The organism is Rothia sp. HMSC078H08 (genome assembly GCF_001808955.1).
Classification (GTDB): domain Bacteria; phylum Actinomycetota; class Actinomycetes; order Actinomycetales; family Micrococcaceae; genus Rothia.
In genome coordinates this window covers 75,138-94,185 of record NZ_KV795243.1, presented here as the reverse complement: position 1 = coordinate 94,185, position 19,048 = coordinate 75,138, and the positions used below count along the sequence as shown (strand labels likewise).

Sequence of the window (19,048 nt, the reverse complement as noted above, 5' to 3'; positions counted from 1 at the left end):
GGCTTGTCAGACGCTTATTTTTCTCTCAGTGCAGATATCTACGCAATTATGACGACGCAGAAATATAAAGATTTGATAAACCTCTAGCGATTGACAAGGAGAGATGAAAGCCAGCTGAAAATACCCCCTGAAATAGCTTGAAGCCCCCTCTTTGAGCACCGTACTATAGAGGGCGTGAGGTCACTTCCGGACCTTGCACGGGGCCACTTCCGGAGCCCCAGACGTAAAGTCACCGCACATTACAGCACCGATAAACCGCATAGAGATCCAAAGGGGGATCCAGTGTCCGCAACGATGAATCGCCGCACGGCATTCCGTGCACTCGGCGTAGGCACCGCAACCATCGCTCTCGGCTGTGCAGCTGCACCCGCAGCGCAGGCACAGCAGATGGCGCACCCGCAGAAGGCAATGACTGCCGACCAGCAGCTCAAGCTGATTCTGCGCCGCCTAGAGCAGGTACCTGCCCGTTTGAAGTATGCGAAGCCTGGATCCTCCAACCGCGTTAATAGCGGCATTGAGAGCGCACTGGGCAACCTGACCACCGTCCAGGGCACTGACGCAGGCCGTCAGATTGCAAGCGCTAAGGCCGCTGTTCGTAAGTCTGATGGACGCGCCCACGCAGCGCTCTCCCCCGTTGGTGTTATTGCCTGCGTTGTCAGTATTGCAAAGTTTGTCATTCAGCTGGGCATCGCCATTTACAAGCTTATTAAGGCACTCGTTAACGCCTTCAAGCAGTGGAAGACCTTCAAGAACATCGTGAAGGCCGTCATTTCTGGTGAAGCCCGCAAGAAGCTGGGTACTGAAACTGAAACCGTACTCAAGGCCATTTTGGGCATTGAAGACGTCCTCAAAAAGTGTGCATAGTCTACACACCGTACGGCTATGCGCTTGTTTAGAGAGCTAATCTTGGTGTTTCTTTAGCTTTCTAGACCCCGTTAAGGGATGCGCCGCACGTGGAGTCACTGCATGGGCTCGTTGCGCGTCCGGGTAGCCGGAGGGTATGTCCTCGAGTGTCTTCGGCACCTACCCAGCCCACCCCGCATAACCTCATGGTGCGGGGTGGGTTTTCTTTAACCTCTCTTTCGGGCGAGCGCTTCTCGAGCTTCCTCCCCGTGGCTCCCCTGTTTCCTGCCGCCCCCGCCTCCTTATGTATAGACAAAAATCGACCCCGCACCGGCTCACGGTACGGGGTCGATTTCTATGTTCTACGTGCTAGAAGATTACTCGCCGCGGGAGATGTTAATCATCTCGTCGCGGTCCACAACCTTCACGCGGGCGCGAGGCTCACCGGCAGCATCCTTGGATGCTGCGCCCAGTGCCTTCTCGTGGTCGTCCAGGCGGTGCCAGCCTTCCCAGGTGGTGTACTTGATGCCCTTGGAGTCCAGGTAGGCGCTGAATGCCTCTGCCTCCGGCTCGGGTGCGGTGTAGAGGTTCTCGCGGTCCTCGAGCAGGTGGGTGATGGTCTCGAGCGCGTCAGACTTGGTGGAGCCGATCAGGCCGACGGGGCCGCGCTTAATCCAACCGGATGCGTACAGGCCGGGAACGACCTCGCCGTTCTCGTCCACGACGCGACCCTCAACGTTGGTGATGACGCCGCGCTTGTCGTCGTAACCGATTTCGGGCAGTTCGGAACCAAAGTAGCCGATCGCGCGGTAGACAGCCTGTACGGGGTAGTCCACGTACTCGCCGGTGCCGATGATGCCGCCGTTGCCGTCGAGCTTGTTGCGCTCCATGCGCAGGCCCACGACCTTGCCGTCTTCGCCGAGGATCTCGTGCGGGGACTGCAGGAAGTGCAGGTGCAGGCGGCGGGATGCGGTCTGCTCCTTAGTCTTCTGGTCTTCCAGCCAGCCGCGCAGGGTCTTCATCATGACCTTGGTCTGTGCGTTCTTCTCCATTGCTTCTTCGGAAGCAGCGTCGAACTGGAAGTCCTCTTCATACAGGACGATGTCCACGTCGCGGGAGTGTGCGAGTTCGCGCAGCTCGAGCGGGGTGAACTTCATCTGTGCGGGGCCGCGGCGACCGAAGACGTGCACGTCGGTCACGGGAGAAGCCTTCAGGCCCTGGTAGACGTTGTCGGGGATTTCGGTGACGAGCAGGTCGTCAGCATGCTTGGAGAGGATGCGGGAGACGTCCAGGGCGACGTTGCCGTTACCGAGCACTGCAACCTGCTCAGCTTCGAGCGGCCAGGTGCGGGGGTAGTCGGGGTGGCCGTCGTACCAGGAGACGAAGTCTGCTGCGCCGTAGGAGCCGTCCAGGTCGATGCCCTTAATGTTCAGGGGTGCATCAAAAATCGCGCCGGTTGCGAAGATGATGGCGTCGTAGTGTTCGCGCAGGTCGGCGAGGGTCAGGTCCTTGCCGTATTCGACGTTGCCGAAGAAACGGATGTCGCCGCGGTCCAAGACCTTGTGCAGCGCGGTGATGATGCCCTTGATACGGGGGTGATCCGGTGCCACACCGTAGCGGATCAGGCCGAAGGGGGCGGGGTAGCGGTCGAAGATGTCGATGGCGACCTCGACGGCGCCGGTGCGGACCTCTTCAGACTTGGTGAGGATGTCGGCGGTGTAAATACCGGCGGGACCTGCACCAATAACGGCGACGCGCAGGGGGCGTGCTGCTTCAGACACGAAAATCTTCCTTTCGAAGTTCACCGTCCGGCGCCCGGTGCGGCGCGAACAGGCGGTGAGCTTAGTGTTCACTTCCTGCCTATTTTACCGGGGATTGACGGGTGTTCGGGGGCTTATATGTCGTCGCCCACTAAATAGGACAATTTTCTGTCACCTAATCCGGGCGGGGTCACCTAATCCGGGGAGGTGCGGCACGGTCGGTTCCGGAACCCTGCGCACGCGGCGGGCGTAAAAACTGCCCCACCCTCCGAGGTGCAGGAGGGCGGGGCAGGGTAACGAAGACTAGAAAGCAGGGACTAGGAGGCGGGTACCGCCTCGAAGGTGACGACCAGTTCGTCACGCTCACCGAAGCGGACCAGGTGGCGGTCCAGCACATCCGCCAGACCAGCAGCCAACTCGTCGCTTTCGGCGCGCACCTCCATGATGAGGGCACCGTCGATTTCGCGCAGGTCACCGTAGCCGCGGAAAATACCGTCGCGGTTGAAGGTGAGGCGCAGACCGTCGGGCAGTTCTGCGGTGCCGAGCTTGCGACCCATGTGCGAGCCGAGCTGCTTAATGTATCGGGCGGGGCGGTCGGTTGCTACGACGGCGCGCTGGCGTACCGGCAGGGATTCTGCGGCGGGATAGTTCTCAGCGGTGTTTTCTTGGGAAGTTTCAGTCACGGTGGGTTCCTTCTTATCTATGCCGAATTCTCATCTATGCCGAAAAAGGCTCACCACACGGAACCTGGCATCCGGCGACGCATGTTTCACCTCGAATATAGCAGGAACTTAGGGTTCACTAACCTAATAAACTATTATTGTTCGCGCAGAGGCGAGAGATAGTTACCGCTATTACGCCTCCCACAAAAAATCTCTGAACGAAAGCTGGGAATTTCCTGGATTAACGCTTAGAGAAACTTTAACCGTAGAATATTTCGGTACAACAGTGTCACCTCCCCAACACACCGGGAAGTGGCACTTTTTTATGCGGGCTCGGAACCCCGAGTCACGCCCCGACTATGAGTATCTACGGATTTTCACGAATGTCTTCTGAGAACACCGCGGCTCCCCAGACCCCCAAGGCAGAAGCCAAGGGCGCACTGGACCGTTACTTCAAAATCACTGAGCGAGGCTCCACCATCGCCGCAGAATTCCGCGGCGGCCTCGCCACCTTCTTCGCGATGAGCTACATCGTCGTGCTGAACCCCCTCATCATCGGCCTCGGCAAGGACGCATCCGGCAACGCCCTCGGCGTACCGCAGGTCGCAGCAATGACCGCACTGGTCGCAGGCGTCATGACCATCCTCATGGGCGTCGTCGCCAAGCAGCCCTTCGCCATGGCGGCAGGCCTCGGCGTGAACGCGCTACTGGCAACCACCATCGCCTCCACCCCCGGCCTGACTTGGCCAGCCATCATGGGCCTGGTCGTATGGGCTGGTGTGCTGATGACCATCCTCGTGCTGACCGGCTTCCGCACCGCAGTGTTCAACGCGGTCCCCGAATCGCTCAAGGTCGCAATCGTCGTCGGTATCGGCTTCTTCATTGCCTTCATCGGCCTCGTCAACGCAGGTATCATCCGCCGTATGCCCGACGCAGCAGGCACCACCGTGCCCGTCTCCTTCGGCGTGAGCGGCCACCTGCTCGGCTGGCCCACCCTCGTCTTCCTCTTCGGCCTGTTCCTCACCATTGCGCTGTTCATCCGCAACGTGAAGGGTGCAATCCTCTACGGCGTGCTCGCCTCCACCGCCCTCTCCATCATCCTGGAGAAGGTCGTGCCCTCCGGCAGCTCGCTTCAGTCCCCGACCGGCTGGTCCCTGAACGTCCCCGTCTGGGACTCCAACACCAGCAAGCTGCCCAACTTCTCCCTGTTCGGTGCCGCTGACCTGTTCGGTGCCTTCGGCACCCTCGGGGGCATGGCTGCAGTTCTGCTGATCTTCACCATCCTCATCTCCGCGTTCTTCGACGCAATGGGCACCTCCGTCGGTCTGGCGACCGAAGCAGGCACCATCAAGGATGGTCAGATCGAGAACGTCGACAAGGTCCTGCTCGTGGACGCCCTCGGCTCCGTAGTCGGCGGTGGCACTTCCTCCTCCTCCAGCCAGATTTTCGTGGAGTCCGCAACCGGTATCGGCGCGGGCGCACGCACCGGCTTCGCGAACGTCGTCACCGGCGCACTGTTCCTCGTCGCAATCTTCCTGTCCCCGCTGGTCACCATCGTGCCCTTCGAAGCTGTTGCACCCGCAATGGTGTTCGTTGGCTTCCTGATGATCCGCCAGGCAGTGAACATCGACTGGAACGACTGGGGTCTGGGTATCCCCGCGTTCATGACCATCATCTTCATGCCCCTGTCCTACTCCATCGCGGACGGTATCGGCGCAGGCTTCCTGTCCTACGTCTTCATCCGCCTGGTGCAGGGTCGCGGCAAGGACGTGCACTGGCTCATGTACGTGGTTTCCGCAGTGTTCCTCATCTTCTTCGCTAACGGCCTGATTACCGGCTGGATGCACTAAATACATCGGGTGCCGAACCCTCCACACGTGGAGGCGCAGGCACCAGCTGGGCGGGGTATCGGCACCTTTGGAGTGCCGGTACCCCGCCCTGCGCTATTCTTCCCTCTACCCCAACTACCCAATTCTGGTTGCAGGGGCCGGGGAAACACCACATCACCGACTGAACCGCCGCACACAACGCGTTTCAATGGCACAAGTTAGGAGGCGGCGCCTACAATGGTTGAACCATTGTGGCGCCCGGTTATGAGCCTAGCCCGCGAGCTTTACCTGCGAAACCGGCGGCGCAACAGTACACACCGAACAACATCAACGGATCCTCACATGTCTGAACCCCAGAAGGCGGTAGCGCCCACCAGCGCACTCGACCGCTACTTCAAGATTTCCGAACGCGGCTCCTCCATCGCCGCAGAATTCCGCGGCGGCCTCGCCGCGTTCTTCGCCATGAGCTACATCGTGGTGCTGAACCCCCTCGTCATCGGCCTCGGCAAGGACGCATCCGAACGCACCCTCGGTATCGCACCCGTCGCGGCTGTGACCGCGCTGGTTGCCGGCGTGATGACCATCCTCATGGGTGTTATCGCCAAGCAGCCCTTCGCCATGGCGGCTGGCCTGGGCGTGAACGCGCTGCTCGCCTCCACCATTGCCACCACCCCGAACCTGACCTGGGCAGACATCATGGGTCTGGTCGTTCTTGCCGGTCTGATCATGACCGTTCTGGTGCTGACCGGCTTCCGCACCGCGGTGTTTGAAGCGGTCCCCGAGTCGCTCAAGACCGCGATTGTGGTCGGTATCGGCTTCTTCATTTCCTTTATCGGTCTGGTCGACTCCGGCATTATCCGCCGCATGCCTGACGCAGCTGGCACCACCGTTCCGGTGAGCCTCGGCGCGGGCGGTCACCTGCTCGGCTGGCCCACCCTCGTCTTCCTCTTCGGCCTGTTCTTCACCATCGCCCTGTTCATCCGTAACGTGAAGGGCGCAATCCTGTGGGGCGTGCTCGCCTCCACCGCACTGTCCCTAATTCTGGAGGCGGTTGTCCCCTCCGGTTCCGTGAAGGAGTCGGCAACCGGCTGGTCCCTGAACGTGCCTTCCCTTGCGGACATGAAGTTCACCACCCCGAACTTCTCCCTCATCGGTTCCGCTGACCTGTTCGGTGCATTCACCCACATCGGTCCGCTGGCTGCGTCGCTGCTGGTGTTCACCATTCTGCTGTCCGTGTTCTTCGACGCGATGGGCGTTTCGGTGGGTCTTGCCGCCGAGGCTGGCACCATGAAGGACGGCAAGGTTGAGGACATCGACAAGGTCCTGCTCGTGGACGCTTTCGGTTCCGTTGTTGGTGGTGGCGCGTCCGGTTCGGCGAACCAGATTTTCGTGGAGTCCGCTACCGGTATTGGTGCGGGTGCACGCACCGGCTTTGCGAACATTGTGACCGGTGTGCTGTTCCTGCTGGCGATTTTCATTTCGCCCCTGGTCACCATCGTTCCCTTCGAGGCGGTTGCCCCCGCACTGGTTGTGGTCGGCTTCCTGATGATTCGCCAGGCCGTGAATATTGACTGGACTGACTGGGGTCTGGGCATCCCGGCGTTCCTGACCATTATTTTCATGCCGCTGTCGTACTCGATTGCGAACGGTATTGGCGCCGGTTTCGTGTCCTACACCTTCATTCGCCTGGTGCAGGGCCGCGGCAAGGATGTGCACTGGCTGATGTACCTGGTCTCCGCGGTGTTCGTGATTTACTTCGGTATGGGCATCATTAACGGCTGGACTAGCTAAGTCCAACGGTCTACATATCTACTGAGGGCAGGTTCCTGAGGTAGCTGAGAACGTAAGTTTTCAAGCTTCCGAAGGGCCTGCCTTTTGTGTATCTGGCTCACTCTTACACGTTCCTTATCGCACCTGGGCGCGAGAAAAAATCATGGCAGAATCATTCCGTTTTCGGTATGATTCTGCCATGATGTCCGTTCAAGAGTATGCTCAAGAAGCTAAGGTTTCAGAGCGAAGCGTACGCGCCCGCCTAGAACGCGGAATGCTCCAAGGGCGTAAGTTGGGAAGCCGCTGGATTGTCGATGCCATTCCCGCAGCACACCACAGTAATGCTGGTCGCCCTATTTCCTTCGATGCATTCAACGCTTTGGCGCGTTACTGCGATGGGCAGTTGTCTGTTCTATCTGCTGAGGAACGCCGCAGGGCAAAAGAACGTGCCTCAGCGATTCAGATACAAGGGCCTGCATCTGTTGAGCGGTACCGAGCTCGCCGCGGTCTGAAAGTGCATCATCTGCAGGCTCCTCCCGCTGAAATTCCTGCAATTTTGGAAGACCCTGCATTGTCGCTTACCGGCATTAGTAGCGATATTTCGCAGGTGTACGGCTCAATGGTTGATGCATATATCTCGCATCAGGATTTAGAGAACATTATTTTTCTGTACAATCTGGTTCCGGCGTCCGCAGGTTCAGCGAATGTTATCTTGCGTGAATGCGATGAGCCGCCCCATATTCTGCCCCTGCATGTGGCGGTAGATCTTCTAGATTTGGGGGATCCGCGAAGTTCTGCTGAGGCAGAGCGCATTCTTCAAAATTCTGTTTTCAAGAAAGCGTCTTAGTCATGACCGCATCCCCTATTTTGATTCCTGCTATTGGGGCAGAGCGTGCCTCTTGGCTTGGTCTGGCTGATATTTCAGATTGACTTTGAAAATCTTCTAAAAGACAGAAGCTAACTAAAACAAGAAATGGCAGAATCATTCCGGTTTCGGAATGATTCTGCCATTTCTTTTATGCCTGCCCTCTACACGTACGAGAGGCAGGGAAAGTTACGGGATCTAGCGGACGTCGCCGTCCACGTAGAACCAGGCGCCGCCCACCTTCTCAAAGCGCGACAGCTCATGCATGCTGCCCTTCACCCGCTCCTCCGCAGGGGTGCCCGGCACCGACCGGTAATACGCAACGAACTCCACCGTACCGGAGGCGTCAAAGGGGCCACCCGAAGCACCCAGAATATCCAGGCGGTACCAGCGGATACCATCCTCCAGCTCCAAGGCGGCCGGGCGGGTACTCGGATGCCAGCTCGCCAGCAGGTACGCCGCATCCCCTGTCGCAAAGGCGGTAAAACGCGAGCGCATCAGCTGCTCCGGCGCGGGAGCGGTCAGCGCACCGGAGGCGGCAAACTCGCCCAGGAACCTGCCGCAGCAGGCGCCGTACACCTCGCCACTCGAGCAGGGGCAGCGGTCGTCATGATTCAGTTCAGTCATGCCAACCAGTATAGGGAACGCGACGCACCAAGGAAGCCCCGCGTCAAGAAAGCACAGCGGCAAGAAGGCACAGCGCAGAGAAACGCCCGCTCCGCCGGGGACACTGTCCTCAGCAGAACGGGCGTTCTTGTTTTCAATCGTTAAGTTTGAGCGAACCTACACGGTACGCTTCAGCGGCAACTCTTATTCAGCGATTGCGCGAGCCGGGGTGTCAGCAGCCGAAGGCTTGCCCACGTATGCGCCGCGGTACTTAGCGGCCGGGTGGGAGTCAGCGACCTTGGTGTGGCCCTTGCCGAAGATGTTCTCACGCAGGGTGTTGCCCTCGTACTCGGTGCGGTAGCGGCCGCGCTTCTGCAGCTCGGGAACAACGTACTCGATGAAGTCCTCGAAGGAACCCGGGGAGACGTGGTACGCCAGGTTGATGCCGTCCAGGCCACCCTCGTCGATCCAACGCTCCAGCTCGTCAGCAACCTGAACCGGGTCACCAACAATGACCTCGCCCATGCCGCCGAGGGTGGTGTGCTCAGCGATGTCCTTGCGGGTCCACTTCTTGTCTTTCGCCTGCAGGGTGAAGGGGGTCAGGAAGGACTGAATCGACTCGGTCTGCACGTAGTTCAGAACCTCGTCCTCGTCGAACTGGGACAGGTCAACACCGGACCAGCCGCCGACAATAGCCTGTGCAGAGTCGAGGTTCACGTACTTCTTGTAATCCTCGTACTTTGCCTTTGCCTTCTCTTCGGTCTCATCCACGATGACCGAGAGCATTGCCAGGATCTTCACGTCGTCGCGGCTACGGCCCTGCTCCTCGACAGCGGCGCGAATACGGTCGGTCACAACGCGGGTCAGGTCCGGGCGCAGGGCGCTGATGAACACAGCCTCAGCGTGCTTACCGGAGAACTTCTGGCCGCGGCTGGATGCACCAGCCTGGAAGATCACGGGGGTGCGCTGCGGGCTCGGCTCGGTCAGGGAGATGCCGGGCACGGAGAAGTACTTGCCCTTGTGGCCAATCGGGTGAACCTTGGAGGGGTCAGCGTAGATGCCGCGCTCGCGGTCCTTGATGACTGCGCCGTCTTCCCAGGAGCCTTCCCACAGCTTGTAGCAGACGTCCAGGAACTCGTCGGCGATCTCGTAACGCTCGTCGTGCGGGATCTGGGTGGGCAGGCCCTGGTTCTCAGCAGCCGAAGGCAGGTAAGAAGTCACCACGTTGAAGCCGACGCGGCCCTCAGTGAGGTGGTCGAGGGAGGCGTAGCGGCGAGCCAGGGTGTAGGGCTGCTCGAAAGTAGCGGCAGCAGTCACGCCGAAGCCGAGGTGCTCGGTCACTGCAGCCATTGCAGAAATCTGGGTTGCGGGGTCATTCACGGGAACCTGAGCGGCACCCTCGATGGCGGGAGCGGCAGAGTTCTTGTACACGTCGTAGATGCCAACAACGTCAGCGATGAACACGGCGTCAAACAGGCCGCGCTCAAGGGTCTTAGCCAGGTCAGTCCAGTACTTGATGGTGTTGTACTCGGTTGCGCGGGAACGCGGGTGGCGCCAGAGGTCGAAGCTCTGGTGACCAATGCAGGTCATCTCGAATGCGTTAACTACGATGCGCTTCTTCTGCTCAGCCATCGATTTTCCTTTCGCGAATGATCGGGTTAGTGCCCTGCACCCCGCGCGCCGCCTCCTTCTTGCCTTCTGCGTTCGGTGGTGGCCTTCGTGCAGGTGGCGCGTTCGCGCCGTACTTGCCTCTTTCCGTTGAGGCCAGATCATCATCTGGGGCACCCCGCTACGGGAGAGGGTTGCCGCCCGGCTAGCCAGAGCTTAGCGCCGGGACTCATGATCTCGTGGTTTGAGTGTACGGGGCGCGCGGGAGGGAGGTCACGTTTGTGACGAAAAAATCTTTTTGTGACGCGGAACCGAAATATTTCGTGATAAATGCGAAATATACGGTCATAGAAATTCATACGCGCCCGTCGGGTTGATTGAGGCGTGGCACAGCCCATAGGGTGAGTAGAGCAAACCATCCAGAGCGACCGAGAGACCTGGCTCCACGACGTCGCAGCAACCGACACGGATTCTTCCGCCCCCGGTGCTAACGCCAGGAACGATGGAAGTGACATGACACTCAACAGTGCAGTAACTGACGTACCCACCAGTGAAAAGAACGGCCGCCGTGCCGTATCCACCGCCGCCGTCCCCTTGAGCTTTGAAGACGTCGGACAGTCTTTCCCCGTGCCCGGCGGAACCCACGAAGTTCTTCGCGGAGTCTCCTTCACCGCAGCCCCCGGCGAGATTATCTCCGTCATCGGATCCTCCGGATGCGGCAAATCCACCCTCCTGCGTGCAGCAGCAGGCCTGAACCGCATCACCGCAGGTACCGTGCGTATCGGCGAGAAGGCAGTGACCGGCCTCGACCCCCGCGTAGCTATCGGTTTCCAGGAACCGCGCCTGCTCCCCTGGCGCACCGTCGCCGACAACGTGGCGCTCGGACTGCCGCAGGGCACCAAAAAATCTGAAGGTGCAGCATCCGTAGCGCGCCTGCTCGACCTAGTCGGCCTGGGTGAATACGCAACCCACCGTCCCAAGGAAATTTCAGGCGGTATGGCTCAGCGCGTGTCCCTGGCGCGAGCGCTCGCACGCAACCCCGGCGTGTTGCTGCTCGACGAGCCCTTCGGTGCTCTGGACGCGCTGACCCGCATCAACATGCAGGATTTGCTGTTGGACGTGCACCGTCAAGACCCGACCACGATTCTGCTGGTCACCCACGATGTGGAAGAGGCGCTGTACCTCTCTGACCGGGTGATTGTCCTCGGTAAGGACACCCCGGAGGCGCCCGCCACCATCCAGCGCATTGTGACCGTTGACCGTTCTCACCCGCGTGACCGCGCCGATGCAGAGATCACGGCGCTGCGTAGCGAACTGTTGGCTGAGCTCGGCGTGGAAGATAACGCCTAAAGCCGCCACGAAACGCATTTCTCACACATCACATCATCATCTTCAGAAGCGAAAAGATTTCATCATGACTTACTCCCCGTCTCGCCGTACCGCCCTCAAGTCCCTTGCCGCAGCCGCCGCTTTTGCTACTCTGCTCAGCGCCTGCGCCGGTGAAGGTTCCGGTTCCGCTAACGCCTCCGGTGCTGCCGGTGGTGGCGGCCAGAACACCGTGACCATTGACTACGCGACCTACAACCCGCTGTCCCTGATTATCCGCAAGAAGGGTTGGCTTGAGACCGCCCTCGCCGCCGAGGGTAAGAAGGTTGAGTGGGTCAAGTCGGCCGGCTCGAACAAGGCGAATGAGGCGCTGCGTAGCGGCAATATTGATGTCGGCTCGACCGCCGGTTCGGCGGCGCTGCTGGCACGCGCTAATGGCTCCCCCATCAAGGTCATTAGCCTCTACTCGCAGCCGGAATGGTCGGCACTGGTGACCCGCAAGGATTCGGGCATCACTAAGGTTGCGGACCTGAAGGGTAAGACCGTTGCCGTGACCAAGGGTACCGACCCGTACTTCCTGCTGCTGCAGGCACTCAAGCAGGAGGGTATTTCCGCTTCGGACCTGACCATTCAGAACCTGCAGCACGCCGACGGCCGCACCGCCCTGGATAACGGTCAGGTCAACGCGTGGAGTGGCCTGGACCCGATCATGGCTGCTGCCGAGGTGGAAAGCGGCGACGTGCTCTTCTACCGCAACCTGAACTTCAACACCTACGGATTCCTGAACGCGACCGAGAAGTTCATTCAGTCCAACCCGACCGCCGCACAGACCATCGTGGACGTGTACGAGTACGCTCGCGCCTGGGCTAAGAAGAACCCCGAAGAGGCTGTGAAGATTGTCGAGGAGGAGTCCGGCATTAAGCACGAGACCGCCCAGGTCGTCATGGAGCGCACCCACCTGGATATCGACCCGGTTCCGGGCGCTAAGCAGGTTGAGGTTCTCAAGGGTGTCGGCCCGATTCTGGTGGAGTCCGGCGACGTTCCCTCCCAGTCCGACGTGGACAAGGCACTGAACAGCATTGTGGACGACCAGTTCGCAAAGAAGGCTGACAGCGCAGCCGTTGAGAAGATCGCAAAGGTGGTTGAGAAGTAATGACCGCCGCAACGATTACCGCCGCCTCCAGCACTCGCGCTGAGCGTTCTGAGAAGCGTGTCTCTTCCGTGAAGCTGCCGTCGAACCCGTTCGCCGGTAAGCAGTACCTGGGTCTGATTCTTCCCCTGGCGTTGATTGCCCTCTGGTACATCCTGAGCACCAACGGCGTGTTCACCCAGGTTCAGTTGCCCTCCCCCGACCGTGTGGTCAATGCCGGTATTGAGCTGGCGCAGCGCGGCGAGTTGGGCCGCCACGTGGCGATTTCTACTCAGCGTGTGCTGATTGGTTTCGGTATTGGTGCCGTACTCGGCCTGGTGCTGGGTGCGCTGATTGGCTTGTCTGCACCGGTGCGTCTGATTGCCGCACCGACCATTGGTGCGCTGCGTGCCGTGCCCTCCCTGGCGTGGGTTCCGCTGCTTCTGCTGTGGATTGGTATTGGTGAGAATTCCAAGGTGACCCTGGTTGCTATTGGTGCGTTCTTCCCGGTGTACACCACGGTTTCTGCGGCTCTGGCGCACGTTGACCCGAAGCTCGTGGAGGCGGCACGCGCCTTCGGCCTGAAGGGTCTGCGTCTGTTCACCACGGTTCAGCTTCCCGCGGTTCTGCCGTCGGTGGTTTCGGGTCTGCGTCTGGCGCTGGCTCAGGCGTGGCTGTTCCTGGTCGCCGCTGAGCTGCTGGGTGCATCCATGGGTCTGGGTTACCTGCTGACCGACTCGCAGAACAACGGCCGTACCGACCGCCTGCTGCTGGCTATTGTGGCGCTGGCGGTGCTCGGTAAGATTACCGACGCGCTGGTGGGCGTGTTCGAGCGCTGGGTGAAGGCGAAGTACCCCAGCAACTAACGCCACCAGCAATTAGCACCACAGCTAAACGCAACACTCAGCACGCGCTGAGTTTTAGGAGAGATGTCCGCCGCGTGGCTGCTCCCCGAAGGTGAGCTAATCATCGCTACGCGCCGGAGAAAGAAGTCGGCGGGGAAACCTGTCGCCTACTGAATGATGATGATGAATCCCGCCCCGCGCCCCACAGCAGTGAGCGCGGGGCGGGGTCTTTAAATATGTCGTTATATTACGAACTGGTACTCACCATTCCGAATATGACGGTCCCCTTTGCGTCCGAGCCCGGAGCGCGCTTTACTAAGAAGGCAAACCATCCAGAGCGACCGAGAGACCTGGCTCAACGACGTCGCAGCAACCCCCTCGCCAACGCACACACAGACCCCACGGTCACACAGACAGCGGCGCGGCGAGCAAGGGTGCTAATGCCAGCAACCGATGGGAGAAAAATGGGACTGCCCACCCCCTACTCGTTCACCGACCCGCTGAACCCCACCCCGAACCCCGCCCTCGAATCTGACGAGGCACGCGTCGCGTTCTGGGAGAAGCAGGCGCAGCGCCTCACCTGGGCTGAGCCCTGGCACACCGCGCACCGCTTCGAGAAGCCGAAGTCCCTCGGCTTCGATGAGGAAGGCATCGAACAGTTCACGATCCCCGAAATTAAGTGGTTCGAGGGCGGTAAGCTGAACGTCGCCTACAACTGCGTGGACCGCCACGTGGAGGCGGGCCGCGGCGACAAGGTCGCCCTCTACTTTGAAGGTGAACCCGGCGACCGCGAAGCCATCACCTACGCCGAGCTGCAGCGCCGCATCGCGAAGGCAGCGAACGGCCTGCTGTCCCTGGGCGTGCGTAAGGGTGACCGCGTAGTCATCTACCTGCCCGTCATCCCCGAAACCATTATTTTCACCCTCGCCTGCGCGCGTATTGGCGCGATCCACTCCCTCGTCTTCGGTGGTTTCTCCGCTGAGGCGCTGAAGTTCCGTGTGGAAGACACCGGCGCGAAGGTTCTCATCACCACCGACGGCCAGAACCGCCGCGGCAAGGTCGTTCCCGTGAAGGTGAACGCCGACGAAGCTTGCTCCGGTGAGAACAACATTGAGCACGTTATCGTGGTGGACCGCACCAGCGCCTCCGACCCCGTAGCGCACGCTGAGGTTCCCTGGACCGAGGGTCGCGACGTCTGGTACCACGACCTGGTCGACGATCAGCCGGACACCCACGCCTACGAACTGCACGACGCAGAAGACCCGCTGTTCATCATTTACACCTCCGGCACCACCGGTAAGCCCAAGGGCCTGGTGCACACCATGGCTGGATACCTGGTGCAGACCGCGTACACTCACGCGCTGCTGTACGATCTGCTGCCGGATTACGTGGACGAGAACGGCGTGCTACGCCCCGACGAGCTGTCCGCCGTCAACGACCCCGAGAAGGTAGAGTCCACCGTTCACTGGTGCACCGCCGACCTCGCCTGGGTGACCGCGCACACCTACGAAATTTATGGTCCGCTGGTTAACGGCGTGTCCGAGGTGATTTACGAGGGTACCCCGAACACCCCGCACTACGGCCGTCACTTTGAGGTTATTGAGCGCTACGGCGTGACCAACTACTACACCGCACCGACCCTGATTCGTTCCCTCATGGGTGCGTTCCCGAACGGCCCGGAGCCCGGCAAGTACGACTTCTCGACTGTGCGCCTGCTCGGTTCGGTGGGCGAATCCATCAACCCGGAGGCGTGGCGCTGGCTGCGTCAGCACGTGGGCGGCGGTACTGCGGCGTTCATCGACACCTGGTGGCAGTCGGAGACCGGTTCGACCGTGTGCTCCCCGCGCCCGCACGACCCCGCATTCGCACCCGAGGGCACCTACCCGGAGGGCACCCCGCACTGCACTCCCCTGCCCGGTTGCGCTACCCGCGCCGTTCCCGGCGTGTCCACCCGCGTGGTGGATGAGCACGGCGACCCGGTCGAACCCGGCAAGCAGGGCTTCATCGTGGTCGATAAGATTGGCCCGTCGATGGCTCGTACCGTGTGGCAGAACCCGCAGCGTTACCTGGATTCCTACTGGCGTCACTACGGCGAGCGCGGCTGGTTCCTCGCTGGCGACGGCGCGAAGGAAGACGAAGAGGGTAACGTGTACATCCTCGGCCGTATTGATGACGTGATTAACATTTCGGGTCACCGCCTGTCCACGATTGAGATTGAGTCGGCTCTGGTGACTCACCCGGCTGTGGTTGAGGCTGGTGTCTGCCCCGTGGAGGATGAGCTGACCGGTCACCAGGCGGTCGCCTACGTGACGCTCACCGATGAGGGTAAGGACCTGACTGAGGATGAGCTGAAGGCGGCGCTGACCGCGCACGTGCGTGAGCACATTGGCCCGATTGCTAAGCCGAAGGACGTTGTGGCGGTTGCCGATATCCCGAAGACCCGTTCGGGTAAGATTACTCGCCGTCTGCTCGGTGAGCTGTACCAGGGCCGCTCGTTGGGCGATGTTTCTTCGCTGCAGAATGAGGAGGCACTGGGCCACATTGCGCAGGTGCTGGTGGATACCGGCCGCGTGAGCGAGGCTGTCTAGGCTCTGCTGCTGAGCTGAGCGCTGCGCTGAAAGCTGCGCTGAAAGCTGCGCTGAGCTAAAATCTACATAGAGTAAAGGTGCGGATACCGAATGCTGATTCGGTATCCGCACCTTTTGCTATGCCATTTTACTAAGCTGACAGGGCTTTTTGTTGGCGTTGCACCGTCCAGTCAGCCTACTTGATCAGGCCCAGCGAACGAGCGTGTTCGGCGGTAATGCCGCTCGGCTCAATGTGCTCGGGGCCCTTGTCCTTCTCGGGGTGCTCGGTCGCCTGGAAGCGGATCATCTTCACATCGCTTGCCGCGCCCAGGTTCGTGATCATGCCGTCACCGTTCAGGTCCACGGACACCGGCTCGGTGTCGATCTTGCCGTTGCCGTTGAAGTCAATCGGCTGGTCGGCGGGCTTGCCCTTGTACAGGAAGCCAGCCGCGCGGGGACCGAAGCCGCGCGCCTCGTACAGCTTCGCCTCGTTGAGCATGCGGTATTCGGCGGTGGAGTAGCCGAAGTAGCGGCTACCGTCAGCCATGGGCACGCCGGTGAGGGTGTACTGGTAGTTCATGACGCTGTAGTAGTTGGGCTTGTAGTTGATTTCGTCCCAGCCGCCGTGGCTCAGTGCGAGGTTGTGGCCGAGCTCGTGCACGAACACTGCCACGCGGATGTCGCTGGTTGCCTCGCCCCAGAAGTGCGGGCCGACGGTGACCATGAGGTTGCGGCCGCCGAAGTTAGCAATGCCGGAGGAGGTGCTGTTGTCGTAGTAGTCGCCCCAGATGACGTAGTGGAAGGTGCCTTCGCGGGCGGGGTTGAACTTACCTTCGGTTGCCTTGATGCGGTGGAGTGCCTTGAATTCGCTGTCGAGTGCCTGGTAGCTGATTTCGTTGCCGCCGCCCAGGTTGTACTTGGCGCTGCGGGCGCTACCGGCGTCCAGGTGGATGTTCACGCCGGTAGTGCCGTCGGGGTTGCGCAGGGGCAGGTCGGCATAAATCTTGGTGATGCGGTCCAGTTCGTCTTCGCTGGGCAGCAGACCTGCCATGTAGTCCATCTCAACGAAGATGTCCTTGTGGTTGGGGTCTGCGCCCATTGCGGGGAAGTCGACGTCGATTTTGCCGTCGCCGTCAGCGTCGTAGCCCTTCATTTCCCAGGTGTTGGGGATGCCGTCGCCGTCAATATCGGGGCTGTAGGCGTTTGCTGCGGGGGCTGCGATAGTGCCCAGGCAGAGCACTGCGAGGGAGGCAAGCGTGACGCGTGCGCTCTTCATAAATGCCATGTTGTGTTCCTTCAGTGTGTGGTGACCGGTGGTGTTTCTGTGGAGTTTTCCGGGAGGGCGTTCTCCACGGTTTCCATGATGCTCCCGTTTCACGTATTAGGTGAGCTGGGTGCCGCAATGTTCATACATTGAAGTAAAAGTTGAGATAATTTTGAAGATGAGCTGAATTACATTAGAGTATCAGTAATTCAAATCACATGCATCACCACATTTTTCACAACAAGAGAGATCCCATGACTTCTTCCTCGAACACCACTAACGGTCTGAACCGCCGCGCACTCATCAAGGGTGCCGCATGGAGCACCCCCGTCATCGCAACCGCAGCGGCGGTACCCGCCTACGCGGCGTCCACCGATGCGCAGGAGACTCCGACCATGAGGTTCGGTGTCTTCACCCAGGCCTTCAACTCCAACCCCTCCAACGATTTCGACACCCGCTACGGTCTGGACTCCTACACCGTGCAGGTGCCCAACGTGACCGCAACCTCCACGAGCCCGAAGAGCGCAGGCGGCGGCACCTTCACCCCCGGCGGTAGCGTCGGTGCGGGCCTGTACGGCGGTGCCGGCCTGTGGATTTCCGCCCCCATCAATTCCAAGGGCGAGTTCCAGGGCAGCACCTACCTGTACGGCTCGGCGCACCTGCAGGTGACCTTCGAGTTCACTTTCCCCACCGCCGAAGACGTCACCGCGCCGCTGCTGTGGGACACCGACAACGACGCCGAGGTGGCCGCGCTGGACAAGAGCGAGGGCGGCGCCAAGACCAATAACCCGGCAGTGAGCGCCTTCAACGGCGTGGCCTACGCGGCGAAGTTCTACGAGCCGGTCATCGAGGGCAACACCTGGACCGGCGTGCTGGATATCCGCACCTCGGACTTCCTGACCGCGACCGCCAACGGCCCCGTGCGCTACGCACAGGTGCTGGCCTCGCAGGTTCCGGTGTACTTCACCGAGGTGACCTCCAGCTACACCCTGACCACGACCGTTCAGCTCACCAGCGGCACCGTTGCGATGCAGCTGACCGATGACGGCGAGTACACCTACCGGGATCTGGCGGGTGCAAGCGCCTCCGCAACCATTACCCGATAGCGCGGCCGCCACAGTAAGCAGAAAGGGGCCCGGCATCCAATATGGATGCCGGGCCCCTTTGCTTTAGGGCTCAGCCTATCGGCCGCCGCTAGGAACTAGTCCTTCGCCGGGACCATGCCCTCGGAGCGGGCCATGTCGGCGGTCATCTCATTGCGATCAATCGCGGCCGAGAGGTGCTTCTCGGAACGGTACACGCCGCCCTGCGCCTCCTTACCCTCAGCCTGCAACTTCAGGGTTGCCAGGTCATTCGGGGCGGTCAGCTCGGTCAGCTGGCCGTCACCGTTCAGGTCCACCGAGACCGGCTCGTCGTCAATCTTGCCGTTGCCGTTGAAGTCGATACCCTCCCAGGCCGGCTTGCGGAAGTACAGCCAGCCGTAGGCGTTACGGCCAAAGCCGGCGCGCTCATCCAGCTTGTTCTCGTCCAGGGTCTTGTAAGCGCGGGTCGAGTAGCTGAACTTCAGCTCACCGCTGGCGCGGCGCACGCCGTAAATCTGGTAGCTGTAGTTCATGACGCTCTGGTAGTTCGGCTTGTCGTTCACGTCATCAGTACCGCCGTGGCCCAGGCCCAGGTTGTGGCCCAGCTCGTGGATGAAGGTGCCCACGCGCACGTCGGAGGTTGCGGACTTACCCCAGAAGCGCGGGCCAACGGTCACGATGAAGCCGCGGCCGCTCACGTAGCCCAGGCCCGAGGAGCCGTACTCGTCGTAGGCGTCACCCCAAATCATGTAGTGGAAGACGCTTTCACGGTTGGGGTCCATGTTCTTCGAGCGGATTTCAGCCCACTTGGTCATGGTGTTGTCGAGCTGTTCGTGCGCCACTTCGTTGCCCCCGCCGAGGTTGTACTTGGCGCTGCGGGCGCTACCGGCGT

The 19,048-nt window shown here is 60.7% G+C and carries 15 protein-coding genes and 2 riboswitches; of the genes, 9 read left to right on the top strand and 6 right to left on the bottom strand.

Annotation, left to right across the window (positions count from 1 at the left end; translation table 11 throughout):
• The first annotated feature begins 282 nt into the window (after positions 1-282).
• Positions 283-864, top strand: a complete 582-nt coding sequence (locus tag HMPREF2528_RS01490) for a hypothetical protein (protein ID WP_005507238.1) — start codon at positions 283-285, stop codon at positions 862-864.
• A gap of 356 nt (positions 865-1,220) precedes the next feature.
• Here HMPREF2528_RS01490 and HMPREF2528_RS01485 read toward each other — a convergent pair whose 3' ends face one another.
• A complete protein-coding gene (locus HMPREF2528_RS01485; protein WP_070541791.1) occupies positions 1,221-2,624 on the bottom strand; it encodes an FAD-dependent oxidoreductase in 1,404 nt (467 codons plus the stop codon).
• A gap of 296 nt (positions 2,625-2,920) precedes the next feature.
• Positions 2,921-3,286, bottom strand: coding sequence for a DUF2218 domain-containing protein (locus tag HMPREF2528_RS01480; RefSeq protein WP_070541788.1), 366 nt, complete (start codon positions 3,284-3,286; stop codon positions 2,921-2,923).
• A 362-nt stretch (positions 3,287-3,648) separates the two neighbouring features.
• Between HMPREF2528_RS01480 and HMPREF2528_RS01475 the strand changes: the two genes are divergently transcribed.
• The 3 genes from HMPREF2528_RS01475 (at position 3,649) to HMPREF2528_RS08995 (ending at position 7,711) form a co-directional block, all read left to right on the top strand.
• On the top strand, positions 3,649-5,115 hold the full coding sequence (locus tag HMPREF2528_RS01475; RefSeq protein ID WP_070541785.1) for an NCS2 family permease: 1,467 nt from the start codon (positions 3,649-3,651) through the stop codon (positions 5,113-5,115).
• Between the two features lie 321 nt (positions 5,116-5,436).
• On the top strand, positions 5,437-6,885 hold the full coding sequence (locus HMPREF2528_RS01470) for an NCS2 family permease (protein WP_070541782.1): 1,449 nt from the start codon (positions 5,437-5,439) through the stop codon (positions 6,883-6,885).
• Between the two features lie 142 nt (positions 6,886-7,027).
• Complete coding sequence (locus HMPREF2528_RS08995) at positions 7,028-7,711, top strand: hypothetical protein (protein ID WP_083297860.1); 684 nt, start codon at positions 7,028-7,030, stop codon at positions 7,709-7,711.
• A 216-nt stretch (positions 7,712-7,927) separates the two neighbouring features.
• On the opposite strand, the gene HMPREF2528_RS01460 is transcribed toward HMPREF2528_RS08995, so the two are convergent.
• Entirely contained in the window at positions 7,928-8,356 is a 429-nt protein-coding gene (locus HMPREF2528_RS01460) for a YchJ family protein (RefSeq protein ID WP_070541776.1), read from the bottom strand.
• Between the two features lie 183 nt (positions 8,357-8,539).
• Complete coding sequence (locus HMPREF2528_RS01455) at positions 8,540-9,967, bottom strand: LLM class flavin-dependent oxidoreductase (protein ID WP_049333932.1); 1,428 nt, start codon at positions 9,965-9,967, stop codon at positions 8,540-8,542.
• A 104-nt stretch (positions 9,968-10,071) separates the two neighbouring features.
• Positions 10,072-10,180: riboswitch (SAM riboswitch) on the bottom strand.
• Positions 10,181-10,355: 175 nt separating this feature from the next.
• Positions 10,356-10,452: riboswitch (SAM riboswitch) on the top strand.
• A gap of 4 nt (positions 10,453-10,456) precedes the next feature.
• Between HMPREF2528_RS01455 and HMPREF2528_RS01450 the strand changes: the two genes are divergently transcribed.
• The 4 genes from HMPREF2528_RS01450 to HMPREF2528_RS01435 all read left to right on the top strand — a co-directional run bounded on the left by HMPREF2528_RS01450 (position 10,457) and on the right by HMPREF2528_RS01435 (position 15,831).
• Positions 10,457-11,293: an ABC transporter ATP-binding protein gene (locus HMPREF2528_RS01450; RefSeq protein WP_049327389.1), complete on the top strand. Its 837-nt coding sequence runs from the start codon at positions 10,457-10,459 to the stop codon at positions 11,291-11,293.
• 64 nt (positions 11,294-11,357) lie between these two features.
• Positions 11,358-12,422 carry an aliphatic sulfonate ABC transporter substrate-binding protein gene (locus HMPREF2528_RS01445; protein ID WP_049338265.1) on the top strand — a complete coding sequence of 355 codons (1,065 nt, stop codon included), beginning with the start codon at positions 11,358-11,360 and terminating at the stop codon, positions 12,420-12,422.
• Complete coding sequence (locus HMPREF2528_RS01440) at positions 12,422-13,264, top strand: ABC transporter permease (RefSeq protein ID WP_049338266.1); 843 nt, start codon at positions 12,422-12,424, stop codon at positions 13,262-13,264. Before HMPREF2528_RS01445 ends, HMPREF2528_RS01440 begins: the two co-directional genes overlap by 1 nt.
• A gap of 443 nt (positions 13,265-13,707) precedes the next feature.
• Positions 13,708-15,831 (top strand): AMP-binding protein, encoded by a 2,124-nt coding sequence (locus tag HMPREF2528_RS01435; RefSeq protein WP_070541773.1) that lies wholly within the window; start codon positions 13,708-13,710, stop codon positions 15,829-15,831.
• Between the two features lie 175 nt (positions 15,832-16,006).
• On the opposite strand, the gene HMPREF2528_RS01430 is transcribed toward HMPREF2528_RS01435, so the two are convergent.
• Entirely contained in the window at positions 16,007-17,095 is a 1,089-nt protein-coding gene (locus HMPREF2528_RS01430; RefSeq protein ID WP_070541769.1) for a zinc metalloprotease, read from the bottom strand.
• 233 nt (positions 17,096-17,328) lie between these two features.
• Between HMPREF2528_RS01430 and HMPREF2528_RS01425 the strand changes: the two genes are divergently transcribed.
• Positions 17,329-18,180, top strand: coding sequence for a transcriptional initiation protein Tat (locus HMPREF2528_RS01425; protein WP_070541767.1), 852 nt, complete (start codon positions 17,329-17,331; stop codon positions 18,178-18,180).
• Between the two features lie 95 nt (positions 18,181-18,275).
• Here the strand turns inward: HMPREF2528_RS01425 and HMPREF2528_RS01420 are convergent.
• Positions 18,276-19,048 (bottom strand): zinc-dependent metalloprotease family protein (locus HMPREF2528_RS01420; protein WP_070541764.1); only part of this gene is annotated, 773 nt, incomplete at its 5' end.

What these genes read in the sequence shown, in the direction of transcription:
- HMPREF2528_RS01475 (WP_070541785.1), top strand. Translation starts at nt 3,649, where the DNA reads ATGTCTTCTGAGAACACCGCGGCTCCCCAGACCCCCAAGGCAGAAGCC.
- HMPREF2528_RS01470 (WP_070541782.1), top strand. Translation starts at nt 5,437, where the DNA reads ATGTCTGAACCCCAGAAGGCGGTAGCGCCCACCAGCGCACTCGACCGC.
- HMPREF2528_RS08995 (WP_083297860.1), top strand. Translation starts at nt 7,028, where the DNA reads ATGGCAGAATCATTCCGTTTTCGGTATGATTCTGCCATGATGTCCGTT.
- HMPREF2528_RS01460 (WP_070541776.1), bottom strand. Translation starts at nt 8,356, where the DNA reads ATGACTGAACTGAATCATGACGACCGCTGCCCCTGCTCGAGTGGCGAG.
- HMPREF2528_RS01455 (WP_049333932.1), bottom strand. Translation starts at nt 9,967, where the DNA reads ATGGCTGAGCAGAAGAAGCGCATCGTAGTTAACGCATTCGAGATGACC.
- HMPREF2528_RS01450 (WP_049327389.1), top strand. Translation starts at nt 10,457, where the DNA reads ATGACACTCAACAGTGCAGTAACTGACGTACCCACCAGTGAAAAGAAC.
- HMPREF2528_RS01445 (WP_049338265.1), top strand. Translation starts at nt 11,358, where the DNA reads ATGACTTACTCCCCGTCTCGCCGTACCGCCCTCAAGTCCCTTGCCGCA.
- HMPREF2528_RS01440 (WP_049338266.1), top strand. Translation starts at nt 12,422, where the DNA reads ATGACCGCCGCAACGATTACCGCCGCCTCCAGCACTCGCGCTGAGCGT.
- HMPREF2528_RS01435 (WP_070541773.1), top strand. Translation starts at nt 13,708, where the DNA reads ATGGGACTGCCCACCCCCTACTCGTTCACCGACCCGCTGAACCCCACC.
- HMPREF2528_RS01430 (WP_070541769.1), bottom strand. Translation starts at nt 17,095, where the DNA reads ATGGCATTTATGAAGAGCGCACGCGTCACGCTTGCCTCCCTCGCAGTG.
- HMPREF2528_RS01425 (WP_070541767.1), top strand. Translation starts at nt 17,329, where the DNA reads ATGACTTCTTCCTCGAACACCACTAACGGTCTGAACCGCCGCGCACTC.